17 protein-coding genes are annotated in these 16,607 nt (G+C 68.8%); 1 reads left to right on the forward strand and 16 read right to left on the reverse strand.

Features of this window, described 5'->3' with window-relative positions; translation table 11 throughout:
* Nucleotides 1–167: 167 nt before the first annotated feature.
* The 6 genes from phoB to pstS form a co-directional block, all read right to left on the reverse strand.
* The gene (gene phoB, locus JOE48_RS04720) at nt 168–863 is read right to left on the reverse strand and encodes a phosphate regulon transcriptional regulator PhoB (RefSeq protein ID WP_210028336.1); all 696 of its coding nucleotides are present in this window, start codon (nt 861–863) and stop codon (nt 168–170) included.
* Between the two features lie 185 nt (nt 864–1,048).
* Entirely contained in the window at nt 1,049–1,768 is a 720-nt protein-coding gene (gene phoU / locus JOE48_RS04725; protein WP_210028338.1) for a phosphate signaling complex protein PhoU, read from the reverse strand.
* A gap of 110 nt (nt 1,769–1,878) precedes the next feature.
* Complete coding sequence (gene pstB, locus JOE48_RS04730) at nt 1,879–2,694, reverse strand: phosphate ABC transporter ATP-binding protein PstB (protein WP_210028340.1); 816 nt, start codon at nt 2,692–2,694, stop codon at nt 1,879–1,881.
* 22 nt (nt 2,695–2,716) lie between these two features.
* Nucleotides 2,717–3,607 carry a phosphate ABC transporter permease PstA gene (gene pstA, locus JOE48_RS04735; protein ID WP_210028342.1) on the reverse strand — a complete coding sequence of 297 codons (891 nt, stop codon included), beginning with the start codon at nt 3,605–3,607 and terminating at the stop codon, nt 2,717–2,719.
* A 12-nt stretch (nt 3,608–3,619) separates the two neighbouring features.
* On the reverse strand, nt 3,620–4,597 hold the full coding sequence (gene pstC, locus JOE48_RS04740) for a phosphate ABC transporter permease subunit PstC (RefSeq protein ID WP_210028343.1): 978 nt from the start codon (nt 4,595–4,597) through the stop codon (nt 3,620–3,622).
* A gap of 85 nt (nt 4,598–4,682) precedes the next feature.
* The gene (pstS, locus tag JOE48_RS04745; protein ID WP_210028344.1) at nt 4,683–5,723 is read right to left on the reverse strand and encodes a phosphate ABC transporter substrate-binding protein PstS; all 1,041 of its coding nucleotides are present in this window, start codon (nt 5,721–5,723) and stop codon (nt 4,683–4,685) included.
* Between the two features lie 234 nt (nt 5,724–5,957).
* Here pstS and JOE48_RS04750 point away from each other — a divergent pair, with 234 nt between their 5' ends.
* Nucleotides 5,958–6,203, forward strand: a complete 246-nt coding sequence (locus JOE48_RS04750; protein WP_210028346.1) for a hypothetical protein — start codon at nt 5,958–5,960, stop codon at nt 6,201–6,203.
* A gap of 118 nt (nt 6,204–6,321) precedes the next feature.
* Here the strand turns inward: JOE48_RS04750 and JOE48_RS04755 are convergent, their stop codons facing one another.
* The 10 genes from JOE48_RS04755 to JOE48_RS04800 form a co-directional block, all read right to left on the reverse strand.
* A complete protein-coding gene (locus JOE48_RS04755; RefSeq protein WP_210028347.1) occupies nt 6,322–6,522 on the reverse strand; it encodes a hypothetical protein in 201 nt (66 codons plus the stop codon).
* 116 nt (nt 6,523–6,638) lie between these two features.
* Nucleotides 6,639–8,312 carry a DNA repair protein RecN gene (gene recN, locus JOE48_RS04760; protein ID WP_210028348.1) on the reverse strand — a complete coding sequence of 558 codons (1,674 nt, stop codon included), beginning with the start codon at nt 8,310–8,312 and terminating at the stop codon, nt 6,639–6,641.
* Nucleotides 8,313–8,482: 170 nt separating this feature from the next.
* The gene (locus JOE48_RS04765; RefSeq protein WP_210028349.1) at nt 8,483–9,364 is read right to left on the reverse strand and encodes an outer membrane protein assembly factor BamD; all 882 of its coding nucleotides are present in this window, start codon (nt 9,362–9,364) and stop codon (nt 8,483–8,485) included.
* Between the two features lie 190 nt (nt 9,365–9,554).
* Nucleotides 9,555–10,502 (reverse strand): UDP-3-O-acyl-N-acetylglucosamine deacetylase, encoded by a 948-nt coding sequence (gene lpxC, locus JOE48_RS04770; protein WP_210028350.1) that lies wholly within the window; start codon nt 10,500–10,502, stop codon nt 9,555–9,557.
* 440 nt (nt 10,503–10,942) lie between these two features.
* Complete coding sequence (gene ftsZ / locus JOE48_RS04775) at nt 10,943–12,679, reverse strand: cell division protein FtsZ (protein ID WP_210028352.1); 1,737 nt, start codon at nt 12,677–12,679, stop codon at nt 10,943–10,945.
* A gap of 94 nt (nt 12,680–12,773) precedes the next feature.
* Nucleotides 12,774–14,096: a cell division protein FtsA gene (gene ftsA, locus JOE48_RS04780; protein ID WP_210028353.1), complete on the reverse strand. Its 1,323-nt coding sequence runs from the start codon at nt 14,094–14,096 to the stop codon at nt 12,774–12,776.
* Between the two features lie 52 nt (nt 14,097–14,148).
* Nucleotides 14,149–15,099 carry a cell division protein FtsQ/DivIB gene (locus tag JOE48_RS04785; RefSeq protein ID WP_210028355.1) on the reverse strand — a complete coding sequence of 317 codons (951 nt, stop codon included), beginning with the start codon at nt 15,097–15,099 and terminating at the stop codon, nt 14,149–14,151.
* Nucleotides 15,066–15,989, reverse strand: coding sequence for a D-alanine--D-alanine ligase (locus JOE48_RS04790; RefSeq protein ID WP_210028356.1), 924 nt, complete (start codon nt 15,987–15,989; stop codon nt 15,066–15,068). Before JOE48_RS04790 ends, JOE48_RS04785 begins: the two co-directional genes overlap by 34 nt.
* Nucleotides 15,990–16,027: 38 nt before the next feature.
* Entirely contained in the window at nt 16,028–16,384 is a 357-nt protein-coding gene (locus JOE48_RS04795) for a type II toxin-antitoxin system PemK/MazF family toxin (protein WP_210028357.1), read from the reverse strand.
* Nucleotides 16,371–16,604: an AbrB family transcriptional regulator gene (locus JOE48_RS04800; RefSeq protein ID WP_210028358.1), complete on the reverse strand. Its 234-nt coding sequence runs from the start codon at nt 16,602–16,604 to the stop codon at nt 16,371–16,373. The genes JOE48_RS04795 and JOE48_RS04800 overlap by 14 nt, the downstream gene beginning before the upstream one ends.
* Nucleotides 16,605–16,607: the final 3 nt, after the last annotated feature.

Raw genomic sequence — 16,607 nt, forward strand, 5'->3', positions numbered from 1 at the left:
GGGGGCTCGGCGCTCGAGCATCGATGCGCCCGTCCCGCCGTCTGCGCGAGCGGAACAATCGAGCCGCGCCACGCTCACCGGCGTCCCGCTGCCCTGGGTCACTTCGCTGAGCGCATGATGACGGCGGGCCGAATGCTGTTCCTTTCGGACAAGCCCGTGCGGCTGCCTCAGGCTTCGAGCGAGAACGTCTCGTCGAAGGCGTAGCCCGAGCCGCGGACCGTGCGGATCGGGTCGGTCTGGCGCGGGCCGTTGAGCGCCTTGCGCAGGCGCCCGACATGCACGTCCACGGTGCGCTCGTCGATATAGACGTCGTGGCCCCAGACCCCGTCGAGGAGCTGCTCGCGGGAGAAGACCCGGCCTGGAGCCAGCATCAGGAATTCCAGCAGCCGGAACTCGGTCGGGCCGAGATGCAACTCCTCGCCCCCGCGGCGGACGCGGTGACCGGTGCGGTCGAGTTCGAGATCGCCGGCGGCCAGCCGATCCGAGCTATGGGCGGGCTTGGCCCGGCGCAGCAGCGCACGGATCCGGGCGAGCAGCTCCGGCACGGAGAACGGCTTGACGATGTAATCGTCGGCGCCGGTGCCGAGACCGCGGATCCGGTCGCCCTCTTCGCCGCGGGCGGTGAGCATGATCACCGGCAGCCGCTCGGTCTCCCGGCGCGCCCGGATCCTGCGGCAGAGCTCGATTCCCGAGAGGCCCGGCAGCATCCAGTCGAGCAGGACGAGATCGGGGATCCGCTCGGCCAGGAGCAGCTCCGCATCGTCGCCGCGCGCCGCCGAGTCAACGAGGAAGCCCTCGGCCTCAAGGTTGTAGCGCAGCAGCGTGGTCAGCGCCTCCTCGTCCTCAACGATCAGGACTTGCATGCTCACGTTCGAAGACCCGTTCCCAAGGCGGCGCCATACGGCCTGCCGATGTCCCGACTCTCATCGGAGCGCGCGTGCAGGCCGAGGATGCGGGAGGCGCCGCTCAGCCTCAACCCGCACCCTCCGATTCTCCGACGGTACCCCGCTGGGGGGCGCAGGCCGGGCGTGAATCGGGGACGGCTCGCCTACGGAGCCTGCACCCCGTCCACGGTCGCGTAGTTCGACGCGTCGTTCTTTGGCCGATCACCCGCTAGCGTCTCGCCGGTGGCGAGATAGTGGATCGTCTCGGCGATGTTGGTGGTGTGGTCGCCGATGCGCTCGACGTTCTTGGCGCAGAACAGCAGATGCGTGCAGAATGAGATGTTACGCGGATCCTCCATCATGTAGGTCAGGAGCTCGCGGAACAGCGAATTGTACAGGGCGTCGATCTCACCGTCGCGCTCCCAGACATCGTGGGCCGATTCGATATCGCGGCTCGCATAGGCGTCGAGCACATCCTTGAGCTGGCCTTCGGCGAGGTCGCTCATGTGGCGCACGCCGAGCACGATCTTCTGGGCCGGCGCCTGATCGGAGATCGCGACAACCCGCTTGGCCACGTTCTTGGCGAGGTCGCCGATCCGCTCGAGGTCGCCGGAGACGCGGATCGCCGAGATGGTCTCGCGCAGATCGATGGCCAGGGGCTGGCGCCGGGCGATCAGCAGAACCGCGCGCTCCTCGATGTCCCGCTGCAGCGCGTCGAGGCGCTTGTCGGCGAGGATCACCGCCTGGGCGAGTGTGTCGTCCCGGCGCACGAGGGCATCGGTCGCCTCCGCGGTCATCTTCTCGGCCACGCCGCCCATCTCCGAGATCGAGCGACGCAGGTTCTCCAGGTCGGTGTCATAGGAGGAGACGATATGGCCGGGCATGATGGATCCTTCGATGGAGTCCCGGGGACGGCCCTCCGGGGGGCTTGCGGGATCCGCCGGCCCGCTCGGGACGCGAAGCGGCGGACCCGCGACCGGAGCTCTCCGGCAGACTAGCCGAACCGGCCGGTGATGTAGTCCTGCGTGCGCCGTTCCGTCGGGTTCATGAACATCCGGTTGGTCGGACCGAACTCGACGAGCTGACCCAGATACATGAAGGCGGTGAACTGCGAGATGCGCGCCGCCTGCTGCATGTTGTGGGTGACGATCACGATGGTGAACTCGTCGCGCAGCTGCTCGATCAGCTCCTCGATGCGGCCGGTCGAGATCGGGTCGAGGGCCGAGGTCGGCTCATCGAACAGGATCACCTCCGGGCGCTGCGCCACCGTCCGGGCGATGCACAGGCGCTGCTGCTGGCCGCCCGACAGGCCGGTCCCCGCCTGTCGGAGCTTGTCCTTCACCTCGTCCCAGAGGGCGGCCTTGCGCAGGGATTCCTCGATGCGGCCGTCCAGCTCAGATTTCGGCAGCTTCTCGTAGAGGCGCAGGCCGAAGGCGACATTGTCGTAGATCGACATCGGGAACGGCGTCGGCTTCTGGAACACCATGCCGATGCGCGAGCGCAGCTCGTTCAGGTCGATCGAGGGGCTGAGGATGTTCTCGCCGTCGAGCAGGATCTCGCCCTCGGCCCGCTGCTCCGGATAGAGGCTGTAGATCCGGTTGAAGCAGCGCAGCAGGGTGGACTTGCCGCAGCCGGAGGGGCCGATCAGAGCCGTGACCTGCCGGTCGTGGAAGTTGAGGTTGACGTCTTTCAGCCCGTGGAAGCTGCCATAGTAGAAGTTCAGGTCCTTCACGGAGATCCGCACGGGGCCGCCCTCGTCGGCGCGGTTGCGGTTCAGCTCGACCGTGGGGATCGCGGAGGCGGCGTTCATCGTCGTATCCTCGAAAGGGGTCTCAGCGCGAGGCGTGCGGCTTGATCACGAGGCGCGCGATGATCGACAGCGCCAGGATGGTCGCGGTGATCAGGAGGGCGCCCGCCCAGGCGAGGCCCTGCCAGTTCGGGTAGGGCGAGAGGGCGAACTGGTAGATCATCACCGGCAGGTTCGCGACGCCGCCCAGCAGGTTGGCCGAAAACCAGGAATTGTTGTTGAGTGCCGTGAACAGCAGGGGCGCGGTCTCGCCGGCGATCCGGGCCAGCGCCAGGATGATGCCGGTCACGATGCCGGCCGAGGCCGCCCGCCAGGACACGCTCATGATCACGGTCGAGGTCGGCGCCCCGAGCGCCGCGCCGGCCTCCCGCAGGGTGCCGGGGACGAGGCGCAGCATGTCCTCGGTGGTGCGCACGATCACCGGCACGGCGATGATCGCGAGCGCCACGCCGCCGGCCCAGCCCGAATAGGTGCCCATCGGGCGAACCATCAGCGTGTAGACGAACAGGCCGATCAGGATCGACGGCGCCGAGAGCAGGATGTCATTGAGGAAGCGGATCAGGGCCGCCAGCTTCGAGCCGCGCCCGTATTCGGCGAGGTAGGTGCCGGCCATGACGCCGATCGGCGTGGCGATCAGAATGCCGATCCCGGTCAGGATGAGGCTGCCCAGGATGGCGTTGGCGATGCCGCCGCCCTCGGAACCGGGGCCCGGTGTCGGGTTGGTGAACAGCGTCGGCGTGAAGCCGCGCACGCCCTGGACGATCAGCATCACCAGGATCGAGCCGAGGACCAGGGCGCCCACAAGCGTCGCGCCGGAGCAGGCGATGCGCAGGGTCCGGTCGGCGATGCGGCGGCCCTGGCGCACCCGGCCGGAGCGGCGCTGGGCGGGCGCGGCGATCGTGTTGGAGGCATCCATCGCGCGTGCTCCTCAGGCGGACTGGACGCGGCGCGTGAGCAGCCGGGCGATGATCAGCACCACGAAGGTGATCACGAACAGGATGCAGCCCAGCGCCATCAGCGCGTTGAGCTGGAGCCCGTCCGCCTCGTTGAACTCGTTGGCGATGCGCGACGCGATGGTCGAACTCGGGTCGAAGATCGAGGCCGAGAGGCGGTTGGCGTTGCCGACCACGAAGGTCACCGCCATCGTCTCGCCGAGGGCGCGGCCGAGGCCGAGCATGATCGCCCCGATGATCGAGACCGCGGCCTGCGGCACCAGCACGTGGCGCACCACCTCCCAGGTGGTGCAGCCGATGCCGTAGGCGCTCTCGCGCAGCACGGTCGGGATCTGATCGAGCATGTCGCGGGCGATCGAGGCGATGAACGGCACGATCATGATCGCCAGGATGATCCCGGCGGTAAACACGCCGACGCCCGAGGGCACCCGGGCGTAGAACAGCGTGCCGACGATCGGCATGCCCTCCACGAGGTTCGAGACCGGGATCTGCACGAAGCGCGCGAAGAGCGGCGCGAACACGAACAGGCCCCACATGCCGTAGATGATGCTCGGTACGGCGGCGAGCAGCTCGATCGTCATGGCAACCGGCTTGCGCGCCCAGCCGGGGCAGAGCTGGGTGAGGTAGACCGCGATCCCGAGGGAGACCGGGACGCCGATCAGCAGCGCCAGAAACGCGGAGGCGACGGTCCCGAGCACCGCCACGAGGGCGCCGTACTGCTCGGTCCCGACGTTCCAGGCGCTCGAGGTCAGGAAGCCGAAGCCGAACTCTCGGAAGGCGGGCCAGCCGCCGTAGAGGATCGAGCCGAGGATGCCGGCAAGGACGAGAAGCACCAGCAGAGCGGCGCCGTACGAGCAGGTCCGAAACAGGGTGTCGAGGCTTCGGCTCGGCGCCTTCCGTGCGCTGGCAGCACGGGTTCGGCCGAGGGCGATCGATTCTGTCAAAGCGGGCATCCGCGGTTCTCTGCGAAGGGTGGCGTAGTAGCGCGGTGCGTTCCCGGACGCGAGGGAGGAGGTTCTCACCTCCTCCCGGCCACGCTCACATGTTGAAGACAGGCTTACCGTCCTTGCCCTTCACGTCTTTCCACTCCTGGTGGATGAGCTCGACGACGTTGTCCGGCAGCGGCACATAGTCGAGATCGGCGGCAAGCTTGTCGCCGTTCTTGTAGGCCCAGTCGAAGAACTTGAGCACGTCGGCGGCCTTCGCCGGATCGGCGGCATCCTTGTGGATCAGGATGAAGGTCGCCGCCGTGATCGGCCACGCGTCGTCGCCCGGCTGGTTGGTCAGCGAGATGCCGAAGCCGGGAGCGGCCTTCCAGTCGGCGCTCGCGGCCGCGGCCTGGAACGCCTTGTCGTCCGGCTGCGGGTATCTGCCGGCCTTGTTCTGCAGCAGGGCGTAGGCCAGCTTGTTCTGCTTGGCATAGGCCGACTCGACGTAGCCGATCGCGTTCGGGACCTGCTTCACGGTGGCGGTCACGCCCTCGTTGCCCTTGCCGCCCTGCCCCACCGGCCAGGAGATCGTGGTCGCCGCGCCATACTCCTTCTTCCAGGTGTCGGACGCCTGGGCGAGGTAGGTGGTGAAGATGTTGGTCGTACCCGACGCATCCGAGCGGTAGACCGGCGTGATGTTCGAATCGGGGAGCTTCAGCCCGTCATTGAGCTTCGCGATCCGCGGATCGGACCATTTGGCGATCTTGCCGGCGTAGATGTCGGCCAGAATGTCGCCGGTGAGCTTGAGCTTGCCCGGCTCGATCCCGGGGATGTTCACCACCGGCACGACGCCGCCCATCACGGTCGGAAACTGGACGAGGCCGTCCTTGGCGAGCTGCTCGGCCTTCAGTGGCGCGTCTGTGGCGCCGAAATCGACCGTCTTGGCCTGGATCTGCTTGATGCCGCCGCCGGAGCCGATCGACTGGTAGTTGAGGCCCGAGCCGGTCTCCTTGCGGTAGGCCTCGGCCCACTTCGAGTAGACCGGGAAGGGAAACGTGGCGCCGGCGCCGGTGATGTCGGCGGCGAGTGCCGCGGACGCGAGCTGAACCGTCGCGAGGCCGACGGCGAGCGCGTAAGCGAAGGGTCTCAAGGGAATCTCCGTTGCCGTCGGGCAAGAGCCTGCGCCGCTCCGCCGGCGAGCCCGTGCCCGCGGCAGAGCTCTGCAGCCGATCTTGCGAAGAGACCCAGCGCCGGCCGCCCGATGGACCGGGCGGTTACGACAGGTAGATGACACCGGGATGACATCGCGGCCGCAGATCCAGCGGCACGGTTCATCGACCTCGTGCGTTCAATACCGGCACTGGTCTTGGAAGGATGTCGGATCGTGGGCGGCGAGCAGGTCGAGGCAGCGACGGAAGCCGATCCAGCCTGGCTTGCGCTTCATGCCGAGCGGGAGGCCTTGGAGCGCGCCCTGACGCTGGCGCAGGCGCGCCAAAAGTTCAGCACCGATCCCGGGACGGTCGCGCAGGCGCGTGTCGAGGAAGCGGATCTGCTGGTCAACCTCGATCGGGTGCTGACCTTGATTCGGGCTGCCGAGTATCGCCGGAGGCCGGGGGCCCGACGCTGGTAATCGTCGGCTTCATACAGGCCGTCCATTGCGAAGAGGCGGCTGCGCGTTCGACGAATGGTTGTGCGGTTCAAGAACAACCGCGATCCGCTGGACCGATTGAGGCGGGTCGAATTGGACTCTAGCTCGCCCGGCGCAGTTCCCGTTCCTTCTGACGCAGGCGCAGAAGCAGTTCGACATGGGTGTCGGTGATGGGTTGGGTATCGACACTCCCCTCGTAGACCGTCCGGAGCGTGAGCCCGAGCTGCCGCGTGTCGATCGACTGTTTGAGCGGCTGGCCCGCGCGCAGATGCCCATCGGACGCGACCACTGACGGCTTCATCGCTCCCTCCCACCGACAAGCCGCCGAAATCGTCCGCGGCATCAGAACGATCGTATTCTCGTAAACAAGGGTTAATAAATTACTAATTGCAACCAACAGTTAAGGTTGATGTGCGTTTACGCATCGGCGCCCTGAAGGAGCCGAGCCGCCGCTGCGCGGGCCTCGTCGGTCACGATGGCGCCCGCCAGCATCCGGGCGATCTCCTCCCGCCGCTCGGCGACGGGCAGGCTCGACACCCGGGTCGCGACACGGCTGGCCCCCTTCACGGGCGCCTTGGCGATCAGGAAATGCGTCTCGGCGCGTGCCGCCACCTGCGGCGCGTGGGTCACGGCGACGACCTGCACGGTCGCGGCGAGCCGGGCGAGGCGCAGGCCGATCGCGTCGGCCACGGCTCCGCCGACGCCGGTATCGATCTCGTCGAAGATCAGGGTCGGGGCGGAGCCCTTGTCGGCCAGGACCACCTTGAGAGCCAGCATGAAGCGCGACAACTCGCCGCCCGAGGCGACCTTCATCATCGGCCCGGGCTTCGTGCCGGGATTGGTCTGCGCCCAGAACTCGACCCGATCGGTGCCGGCCGGATCGCGCGACTCCAGATCGGTGGCGATCTCGGTGATGAACCGGGCCCGCTCCAGCTTCAGCGGCGGCAGCTCGGCCTTCACGGCGGCATCGAGCTGCTTGGCCGCCCGGCGGCGCCCGGCGCTGAGTTTCTCAGCCGCTTCGGCGTAATCGGCCTCCGCCTTCGCGAGCGCCTGTTCGAGCCCGGACAGAGCCGCCTCGCCGGCATCGATCGCCGCGACATCGGCGGTGTAGCGCTCCGCCAGCGCGGCCAGGTCATCGGCCGCGACATCGTACTTGCGGGAGGCCGCCCTCAGGGCGAACAGCCGCTCCTCTACCCGCTCCAGATCGCGGGGATCGAACTCGGTCTCGGACACGGCCGCGCCCAGAACGGCGCGGGCTTCGTCGAGGGCCACCATCGCGGCGTCGAGGGCGTTCACGCAGGGGTCGACGAGGGCGGGCAACTGCGCGGCCCGGCGCTCCAGCTTGCGCAGAGCGGCCGAGAGATGGGGCACGCCGGAATGGGGGCCGCCCACGGCGTCGAGCGCCTCGTTGAGCTCGCGGGCAACCTTCTCCGATTGCTGCATGATGCTGCGGCGCTCCGCGAGCTGCGCCTCCTCGCCCGGCAGCGGAGCGAGCGCCGCCAGCTCCTCGACGGCGTGGCGCAGGAAGTCGGCCTCCTTGCGGGCCGCCTCCACGCGGGCACGATGCTCGGACAACGCCGTCCGCGCCGTGCGGACCGCCCGCGACGCGCCCCCGACTTTGGCAAGGTGGGCCTGTAGACCGCCGAAGGCATCGAGGATCGCCCGGTGCGAGGCCGGATCGGCCAGCGCCCGGTCGTCGTGCTGGCCGTGGATCTCCACGAGCGCGGCCCCGATCGCCCGCAGCACCTGCACCCCGACCGGCTGATCGTTGACGAAGGCGCGGGTCCGCCCGTCGGCCATCTGGGTCCGGCGCAGGATCAGGTCGCCCTCGGTATCGATCTCGGCCTCGGCGGCGATCCGGCGCGCCGGATGGTCGACGGGCAGATCGAACACGGCCGTGACGACGCCCTGCGCCTCGCCGTGGCGGACGAGGCGGCCGTCGCCGCGGCCGCCGAGCGCCAGGGCGAAGGCGTCGAGCAGGATCGATTTGCCCGCGCCCGTCTCCCCGGTCAGGACGCTGAGCCCCGATCGAAAATTCAGTTCGAGCCTATCGATCAGAACGATGTCGCGGATCGCGAGCTGCGCCAGCATGCGGCGGGGGCATTCCTCAGGAGGGACCGCAGACATAAGGCCGTCGCGGCGTGGATTCACCCGAAAAATGCGTCGCACCGGACGTCATGGATGCGACAACGGAAAGGCCCGGAGCATCGGCTCCGGGCCCCTGAGGCTTCGCGGGTCGGGCTCGGTCGGACCCGGCCGCCTTACTCGGCCGAGGCGGTCTTGCCCGTGACCGTGCGGTAGATCTTGGACAGGAACGAGGACTTCTCCTCGCGGGGCTCGACGCCGCCCTGGGCGAGGAGCGCATGCGCGTCCTTGTACCAGGAACTCTCCGGGAAGTTGTGCCCGAGCACCGCAGCGGCGTTCTGCGCCTCCTGGGTGATGCCGAGCGCCCAGTAGGCCTCGGTCAGGCGCTCCAGGGCCTCCTCGGCGTGGCGCGTGGTCTGGTACTTGGCGACGACGTCGCGGAAGCGGTTGATCGCGGCCGGGAAGTTGCGCCGCTCCAGGTAGAAGCGCCCGACCTCCATCTCCTTGCCGGCGAGCTGGTCGCGCGTGATCTGGATCTTGGCCTTCGCATCCGCCGCGTATTCCGAGGTCGGATACTTCTGGACCAGCTCCTGGAGAGAGGCGAGCGCCTTTTCGGAGCGTTCCTGGTCGCGGGTCACGTCCGGGATCTGCTTATAGTTCGACATCGCCATCAGGTACTGCGCGTAGGCGGCGTCCTTGCTGGCCGGGTGCCGCTGCAGGTAGCGCTTCGAGGCGCTGATCGCGTCGTCGTATTTCTGGCCCTCGTAATTGGCGTAGGCCGTCATCAGCAGCGCCTTCCGGGACCAATCGGAATACTGGTACTGCTTGTCGAGGCTGTCGAACTTCTTGACCGCGCCCTCGTAGTCGCTGTCCTCGAGCTTGGCCAAGCCGTCGCTGTAGAGCTTGTCGGCTGGGACGTCCGGCACGACCTCGGGCTTGTACTTCTCGGCGAAGATCTGGGTCGGGTCGAAGTCGCAGCCGCCGAGGCCCAGGCCAAGGATGGCCACGAGAGGCGCCGCGAAGGCCGCCGCCCGGCGATGACGAATGGTGACAGGCATCTGGCGCTCTTTCCCGAACCGGCGCCGTGTCGCGCCGTCATGCCATCGCGTGGGTGGATTCGGCCCGTTCGGGCCGCGCCCGCCGTTCACGGACTATTAAACCGTGACGTTCGATTCGGGCACGAAAGCGGCAAGGCTGCGGCGGCAAGGATCGGTTGCCGTCTGTGTCCGAGAGGACACAGGGTGCCGTTCAGAGGTCTGCCGCGAAGGCGGCGATCCCAAGTCCGGCGCTGAGTTCGGAGAGAACGGTCTCGCGCCGCGAGCCCTGCGCCTCGACGATCGCGTAGTTGGACCGGTCAGCGAAGAGGGCGGAGAGCACGCCGACATTCATCCGGTGGCCGCCGCAATAGGAGCGGTAGGCGCCCTGAAGCGGCAGGCCGGCCAGCGCCAGATCGCCGATCGCGTCGAGGATCTTGTGGCGGACGAACTCGTCCGGGAAGCGCAGGCCTTCGGGGTTGACCACCGCGCTCTCGCCGACCGCGACGGTGTTCTCCAGCGAGGCGCCGAGGGCGAAGCCCGCCTTCCAGTAGCGCTCCACATCCCGCATCATCCCGAAGGTGCGGGCGCCGGCGATCTCGCGGCGATAGGAGGCGGGCGACAAGTCCATCGCCTTGCGGGACCGGCCGATTACCGGGCTCTCGAAATCGATCTCGACGTCGAGGCGGAAGCCCCGGTCGATGGGCCGCAACTCCGCGAAGGACGTCCCGGTCTCGATGCGGACATGACGGAGGATCTTAAGCCAGCGCCGCGGCGTATCGGAAGTCGCGATCCCGACCTGATCGATCGCCTGGACGAAGGGGAGCGCGGATCCGTCGAGGATCGGCATCTCGGGGCCGTCGATCTCCACCAGGGCGTTGTCCACGCCCAGCCCGTACAGGGCGGACATCAGGTGCTCGACGGTGGCGACCGCACCGGTCTCGATATCACCCAGAACGGTGCAGAGCTCGGTGGCGGAGACGAGGGCATGATGCGCCTTGATCAGGCGGTCATTGCCGTGGGTGGTGCCGGTGCGGAGGAAGGCGATGCCATGGTTGGCCGGAGCAGGCCGGATCGTGATCTCGGCAGGGTTCCCGGAATGAACCCCGATGCCAGAGAGCGTTGCCGGCCCTTTGAGGGTCGTCTGTTTATGCGTTCGCATTCCTTAGCCCCCGGGCGCGATCAGGTCCCGCCATCGCGACTGAAGATGGCAAGAAAACTGACTGATCCGTCCGCTGCTTGATGCCCCTGCCCACGCTATCAGGTTGTGTTCCGATGCGTGTGTCGTCGGTCTTGAGGTTCTATAGCTGCACCGCACAGGCCAGCCAAATCACGGATTCTTACGCTGTGTTACAGACACGCTTGCGGCGCCCCTGTCGCAAACTGCTGATACACCAAAGACTTAAAGGTTGGTTAATGCGTGGCTAACCGGCGACCGTTCTGTGGCGCGGATGCACCACGCCCCCAGGGATCACAGGGTCCAGGCGAGACCGGCTGCACCAAGGCAGCGGTCAAAAAGCAACCAATGGTTGTCTTATTCCAATGCGAAGAGCCGGCGGTTTCCCGCCGGCTCCCCGGATTCGCGTCCGGTTTCGTCAGCGCTCAGTTCGCCTGACGCCGCAGGAAGGCCGGGATCTCCAGCTGGTCGTCGTCCATCATCCGCGGCTGCGGCGCCAACCGACCCTGGGCATCGAGATTGCCCTGGGCCGGGCGGTATTGCGGAACCGCGGGGGCGGCCGGAACGCGCGGGGCCTGCGGAATGGGCGGCTGCGCCATCTGCGGCTGCGGCGCCGCCGGAGCGACAGACCGGGCTGCCGGGGCGGCACCCTCCATCTCGTCGCGGCGGCCACCGAAGCCGACCGTCGCGAGCCGACGCAGAAGCGAGGTCCGCTTGGATTCCGGCGCAGCCTCCTCGGCGGCGCGGTTCGCCATGATCTGATTCTGCGCGATCGGCGGCAGCTCGTGGATCTGCGGCATGCGGGGGGCCCGGGCGAGCGGCGTGCCGGCCGGGGCAGCCGGACGCGGCGGCACGAACGGACCGGCCGCGAGCTGCGTCGCAGGCTCGGATGGCAGGGGTGCCGGAGCGGGGACGAAGGGAGCCGCTGCCCGGGGCTGGACCTGGGCGAGCACGACCTCGTCGCGGGTCACCGGAGCGGGCGCCTCGATCCGCGGCTCGGAACGCATCTCGGGGGCCGGCTGCGGCGCATGGGCCGGAGCCTGGACGGGCGCCTGGGCGACAGCCTCGGTGCGGATGCTCGGCACCGGCGAGGCGGCGCGGGCGCGGGCCTCGGCGCGCAGGCGCTCGGCGACCTCGGCGATGCGCTGCTCGGTCTCGGCGATGGCCGGGTTGTTCGGCGAGTTTGCCGAGATCAGCAGCGGCTCGATGCCGGTGGCGACCACCGACACGCGGATGATGCCGTCCAGGCTCTCGTCGAAGGTCGCGCCCAGGATGATGTTGGCGTCCTGATCGACCTCCTCGCGGATTCGGGTGGCGGCCTCGTCGAGCTCGTACAGGGTCAGGTCCGAGCCGCCGGTGATCGAGATCAGCAGGCCGCGAGCGCCCTTCATCGACACGTCGTCGAGGAGCGGGTTGGCGATGGCGGCCTCGGCGGCGCGGTTGGCGCGCTTCTCGCCGGACGCCTCGCCGGTGCCCATCATGGCCTTGCCCATGCCGCGCATGATCGCCCGCACGTCGGCGAAGTCGAGGTTGATGAGGCCCTCCTTCACCATCAGGTCGGTGATGCAGGCGACGCCCGAGTAGAGCACCTGGTCGGCCATCGCGAAGGCGTCCGCGAAGGTTGTCTTCTCGTTGGCGACCCGGAACAGGTTCTGGTTCGGGATCACGATCAGGGTGTCGACCGCGGCCTGCAGTTCCTGGATGCCGAACTCGGCCGTGCGCATGCGGCGCATGCCCTCGAACTGGAACGGCTTGGTCACGACGCCGACCGTCAGGATGCCCATGTCGCGGGCGGCGCGGGCGATGACCGGCGCGGCACCGGTGCCGGTTCCGCCGCCCATGCCGGCGGTGATGAAGCACATGTGGGCGCCCGAGAGCTGATCGCGGATCTCGTCGATCACCTCGTCGGCGGCGGCGGAGCCGACCTCCGGATGCGAGCCGGCACCGAGGCCCTGCGTCACGCCGAGGCCCATTTGGATCACCCGCTCGGCCTTGGAGGAGGTGAGCGCCTGCGCGTCGGTGTTGGCCACGACGAACTCGCAGCCGAGCAGGCCCGACTCGATCATGTTGTTGACGGCGTTGCCGCCGGCGCCGCCCACGCCGAAGACGGTGATGCGGGGCTTGAGTTCCCGGATGTCCGGCGCCTGGAGGGTGATGGCCATGGTGTCGAGCCTCTCGCTAACTGTGCTGTCCGTGCGACGCTGAAAGCGCCGGATCCTCGTCGACACACCCGCCCGAAGGGGCGGATGCGGAATTTCAGAAGCTGTCCGAGAGCCAGCGGCTGACTCGGCGGATGTAGCTGTCGGTGCCGGTCGCCGCGAAGGCGCCGTGCCCCCGCGGCTCGAAGTGCTCGGCATGGGCCACCTGCGGGTAGACGAGCAGGCCGACCGCGGCCGAGAAGGCTGGGCCCTTGGCGGCTTCCGGCAAGCCCCGAATGCCGAGGGGCCGCCCGATCCGCACCTGACCCTGGAGGACGCGCCGGGCGACCTCCGGCAGACCGACGAGCTGGCTGGCGCCGCCGGTGAGAACCACGCGCCGCCCGGCCTGGGCGGCGAAGCCCGCGTCCCGGAGGCGGTCGCGTACCAGCTCGACCACCTCTTCGACGCGCGGCTTGATGATCCGCACGAGCTGCGAGCGCGGGATGTGGGCCGGGGCCTCGCCCTCGTCCTCGCCGACGCCGTGCACGGCGATCATGTCGCGGTCGTCGGAGGGGGTGGAGAGGGCCGAGCCGTAGAGGGTCTTCAGCCGTTCGGCCGCCGCCATGCGGGTGGAGAGCCCGCGGGCGATGTCCATGGTGACGTGGTGACCGCCGACCGCCAGGGCGTCCACGTGGACCAGGTGGCCGCCGGAGAAAACGCCGACGCTGGTGGTGCCGCCGCCCATGTCGACGACGCAGACGCCCATCTCGGCCTCGTCATCGACGAGGGCGGAGAGGCCGGCCGCGTAGGGCGTGGCGATCACCGCCTCGACCCCGAGATGGCAATGCTCCACCGCCAGCATGACGTTGCGGGCGGCGGCGAGCTCGCTGGTCACAACGTGCAGGTCGACGCTGAGCGCCTCGCCGATCATGCCCGACGGGTCGATCACGGCGCCCTGCCCGTCCAGGGCGTAGCCCGTGGGCAGCGCGTGCAGGACTGCCCGGCCGGGACTGACGCCGTGGGCGCTCGCGGTCTCGAGCACCCGCTCGACATCGCTGCCCGTGACGGTGCCGGAGCGGACGTTCACCCGCGCCTGGAAATGCTGCGAGGCGAGCCGGCCGCCCGACATGTTGACGATGACCGACTGGACCTCGACCTTGGCCATCCGCTCGGCGGCGTGGACCGCCTGACGGATCGCGCCCTCGGCGGCGGCGAGGTCGACGATGGCGCCGCCCTTCAACCCGAGGGAGCGCTGGTGGCCGATGCCGATGATGCGCGCGAGGTGCGTGCGGCCGCGGAGCGTCGTGAGCGCCTCGGCGGGCTGCAGCTCGGCAATGAGGCAGACCACCTTGCTCGTGCCGATGTCGAGCACCGAGAGGGTGGTCGAGCGCCGGGCGGAGAGCGGCTTCAAGCGCGGCGTGAGGCCGTGTTGGCTGTGCATTGACGCTACCGGACGCGGGATGCAGGACGGGCGGAGATCGTGGTCGAGGGCATCAGCTGGCTGCGCCCTTCTTCTTCGCCTTCTGGGCTTCCGCCCGGGCGGCGGCGGCCTCTTCGGTCAGGCGCACCACCAAGCGGTCCGGCATGCGCAGGTCCACGGCGATGATGTCCTTCTCGAGCAAGCCGGCCTCGCGCTCGAACCGGACGAGGCGGGCGAGCGCGGCGGCCGGATCGGCCTCAGGCAGGCGCACGTCGACGCCGTCGAGCTTGAGGGTCCAGCGCCGGCCGGATACGTAGGTGCCGGCCTTGATCCGCTCGGCCAGCGGCCCGGCGGCCGCGGTCAGGGCGAGGTACTCGGGAAGCTTGGTGTTCGCGTCCTCGCCGACCACCAGCGGCAGGCTGGCATAGCGGTCGTCGCGCATGGCATCGATGACGGTGCCGTCGGCTGCGATGACGCTGATCTCGCCGTTCTTCTGCCAGAGGGCCGCGGGCTCGCGCTCGACCTGGGTGATGGCGATCTCGTTGGGATAGATCTTCCGGACCGAGGCCTGGGCGATCAGCGGCACGCGCAGCAGCTTCTCGCGCACCGCGCTGACGTCGAGGAACGGAACGGAGGAGCGCCAATCGATGCCGGCGGCGGCCAGGACCTCGCGCTCGTACATCCGGGAGATGCCCGAGATGGTCACGCGCTCGACGCCGAAGCCGGTCAGGCGTGCGGCAATGTCCAGCGGGCGGCCCTGCTCGGCCACGAAGGCGTCGTAACGCCCGCTCGCCACGAAGCCCGCGAGCGACACGGCCGCGAGGGATACCGAGACCCCGACGACGCCGACGCCGCGGGGCAGCCGCTCGCTCAGGCGTTGGCCGGAGCGGGCGCGGCGGACCGAGAGCGAGCGCGCAGGGCGGCCGAAGAGCCGGCCCAGAGCGGCGCCGAGGCGGCGCGCCGGACCGATCCGGCCGGCGGCGTCACCGCTCAGCGATTCAGAGAAGCGTCCTCCACGATCCATCGGACGAGCTCACCGAAACTCAGGCCCGCATGGGCCGCCATCTCCGGCACAAGGCTTGTCTGGGTCATGCCGGGTTGCGTGTTGACCTCCAGAACCACGAGCCGCCCGGTACCACCCGGCGTATCGTCGAATCGAAAGTCGGCACGGCTGACGCCCCGGCAGCCCAGTGCTTGATGCGCCGTTAACGACAGTTCTTGGACACGCTGGTAAACATTTGGTTTAAGTTCGGCCGGCAGCACGTGGACCGAGCCCCCCGGGGCGTATTTCGCGTCGTAGTCGTACCACTCGCCCGTCGTGGTCTTCACCTCGATGACGCCGAGGGCCTTGTCGCCCATCACCCCGCAGGTCAGCTCACGGCCGGCTATGTAAGGTTCGACAAGGACTTGCTCGCCAAAGGCCCAGTCCTCCGTGGCGAGGATCTGGGGCGGATGCGAGCGGCCGTCGCGCACGATGATCACACCCATCGATGAGCCCTCCGCGTTGGGCTTCACGACGTAGGGTGGTGGGAGGGCGTGTGTCCTGGCGGCCTCACGACGGTTAACGATCCGGCCCTCCGGCACGTCCACGCCGGCGGCCCGCATGACCATCTTGGCCTTCTCCTTGTTCATGGCGAGGGCTGAGGCGAGGACGCCGGAATGGCTGTAGGGAATCTTCAGGATTTCCAGGAGGCCCTGGATCGTGCCGTCCTCACCGTCCGGGCCGTGCAGCGCGTTGAAGGCGACGTCCGGCTTGAGCGCCGTCAGCACGGAGGCGATGTCGGGACCGACATCGACCCGCGTGACACGGTAGCCCTCGCCTTCGAGAGCGTCGGCGCAGGCCTTGCCGGAATTGAGCGAGACCTCGCGCTCGGCGGAGGTGCCGCCCAGCAGGACGGCGACGTGCTTGGACATGGTGCGCTCCGGGGCGAGGCGATAAATGTCGGTCCGGCTCATGCCGCGCCGATCAGGCTTCGGATCGTGGCGTAGACCTGTGCGGCCGTCGGATGCGGCAGCATTCCGATGCGGCGCAGGATCCGGGTTGGTTCGATGCAGGCGAGCTTGATGGGGCGCACCACCGAGGCGACGCCGAGGCCCGCGGAGGTCAAGTCGTCGATCCGGACGTCGCCTTCAGCGCGCGTGTTGCGGGCACTTGTGATCATCGCGATCCACACGTAGCCGGCAGCGGCCACACCCTCGCCCGACACGACCATCGCGGGCCGTCTCTTCTCTGCCAATCTTTCCGAGGAGGGGAACGGCACGACGATCACCGTGCCGGCCGGCAGATCCGCCGTCTCAGAGGCCGGCATAGTCTTCATCATCGATCGGGCCTGCCCATTCCGTGAAGGCCGCGAACGGATCCTCACCTTCCGGCGGAGCCTTGTCGATGCGGATGCCGTCCGGCGTGATCCGGTAGCGCAGGCGATCGTCGGGTCCGATCGCCAGATGCTCGAGAACCGCAGCCGGCAGCACCGTTTGGCTCTTCACCGAGACCTGGGAATGCGCCGTTCGGGCTGACTGATCCGGCATATC

The sequence above is a fragment of the Methylobacterium sp. PvR107 genome, assembly GCF_017833295.1.
Classification (GTDB): Bacteria; Pseudomonadota; Alphaproteobacteria; order Rhizobiales; family Beijerinckiaceae; genus Methylobacterium.

Bases quoted from the DNA above. Each gene is read 5' to 3' on its own strand.
- phoB (WP_210028336.1), bottom strand. From the start codon at position 863: ATGCAAGTCCTGATCGTTGAGGACGAGGAGGCGCTGACCACGCTGCTG.
- phoU (WP_210028338.1), bottom strand. From the start codon at position 1,768: ATGCCCGGCCATATCGTCTCCTCCTATGACACCGACCTGGAGAACCTG.
- pstB (WP_210028340.1), bottom strand. From the start codon at position 2,694: ATGAACGCCGCCTCCGCGATCCCCACGGTCGAGCTGAACCGCAACCGC.
- pstA (WP_210028342.1), bottom strand. From the start codon at position 3,607: ATGGATGCCTCCAACACGATCGCCGCGCCCGCCCAGCGCCGCTCCGGC.
- pstC (WP_210028343.1), bottom strand. From the start codon at position 4,597: ATGCCCGCTTTGACAGAATCGATCGCCCTCGGCCGAACCCGTGCTGCC.
- JOE48_RS04755 (WP_210028347.1), bottom strand. From the start codon at position 6,522: ATGAAGCCGTCAGTGGTCGCGTCCGATGGGCATCTGCGCGCGGGCCAG.
- recN (WP_210028348.1), bottom strand. From the start codon at position 8,312: ATGCTGGCGCAGCTCGCGATCCGCGACATCGTTCTGATCGATAGGCTC.
- JOE48_RS04765 (WP_210028349.1), bottom strand. From the start codon at position 9,364: ATGCCTGTCACCATTCGTCATCGCCGGGCGGCGGCCTTCGCGGCGCCT.
- lpxC (WP_210028350.1), bottom strand. From the start codon at position 10,502: ATGCGAACGCATAAACAGACGACCCTCAAAGGGCCGGCAACGCTCTCT.
- ftsZ (WP_210028352.1), bottom strand. From the start codon at position 12,679: ATGGCCATCACCCTCCAGGCGCCGGACATCCGGGAACTCAAGCCCCGC.
- ftsA (WP_210028353.1), bottom strand. From the start codon at position 14,096: ATGCACAGCCAACACGGCCTCACGCCGCGCTTGAAGCCGCTCTCCGCC.
- JOE48_RS04785 (WP_210028355.1), bottom strand. From the start codon at position 15,099: ATGGATCGTGGAGGACGCTTCTCTGAATCGCTGAGCGGTGACGCCGCC.
- JOE48_RS04790 (WP_210028356.1), bottom strand. From the start codon at position 15,989: ATGTCCAAGCACGTCGCCGTCCTGCTGGGCGGCACCTCCGCCGAGCGC.
- JOE48_RS04795 (WP_210028357.1), bottom strand. From the start codon at position 16,384: ATGCCGGCCTCTGAGACGGCGGATCTGCCGGCCGGCACGGTGATCGTC.
- JOE48_RS04800 (WP_210028358.1), bottom strand. From the start codon at position 16,604: ATGCCGGATCAGTCAGCCCGAACGGCGCATTCCCAGGTCTCGGTGAAG.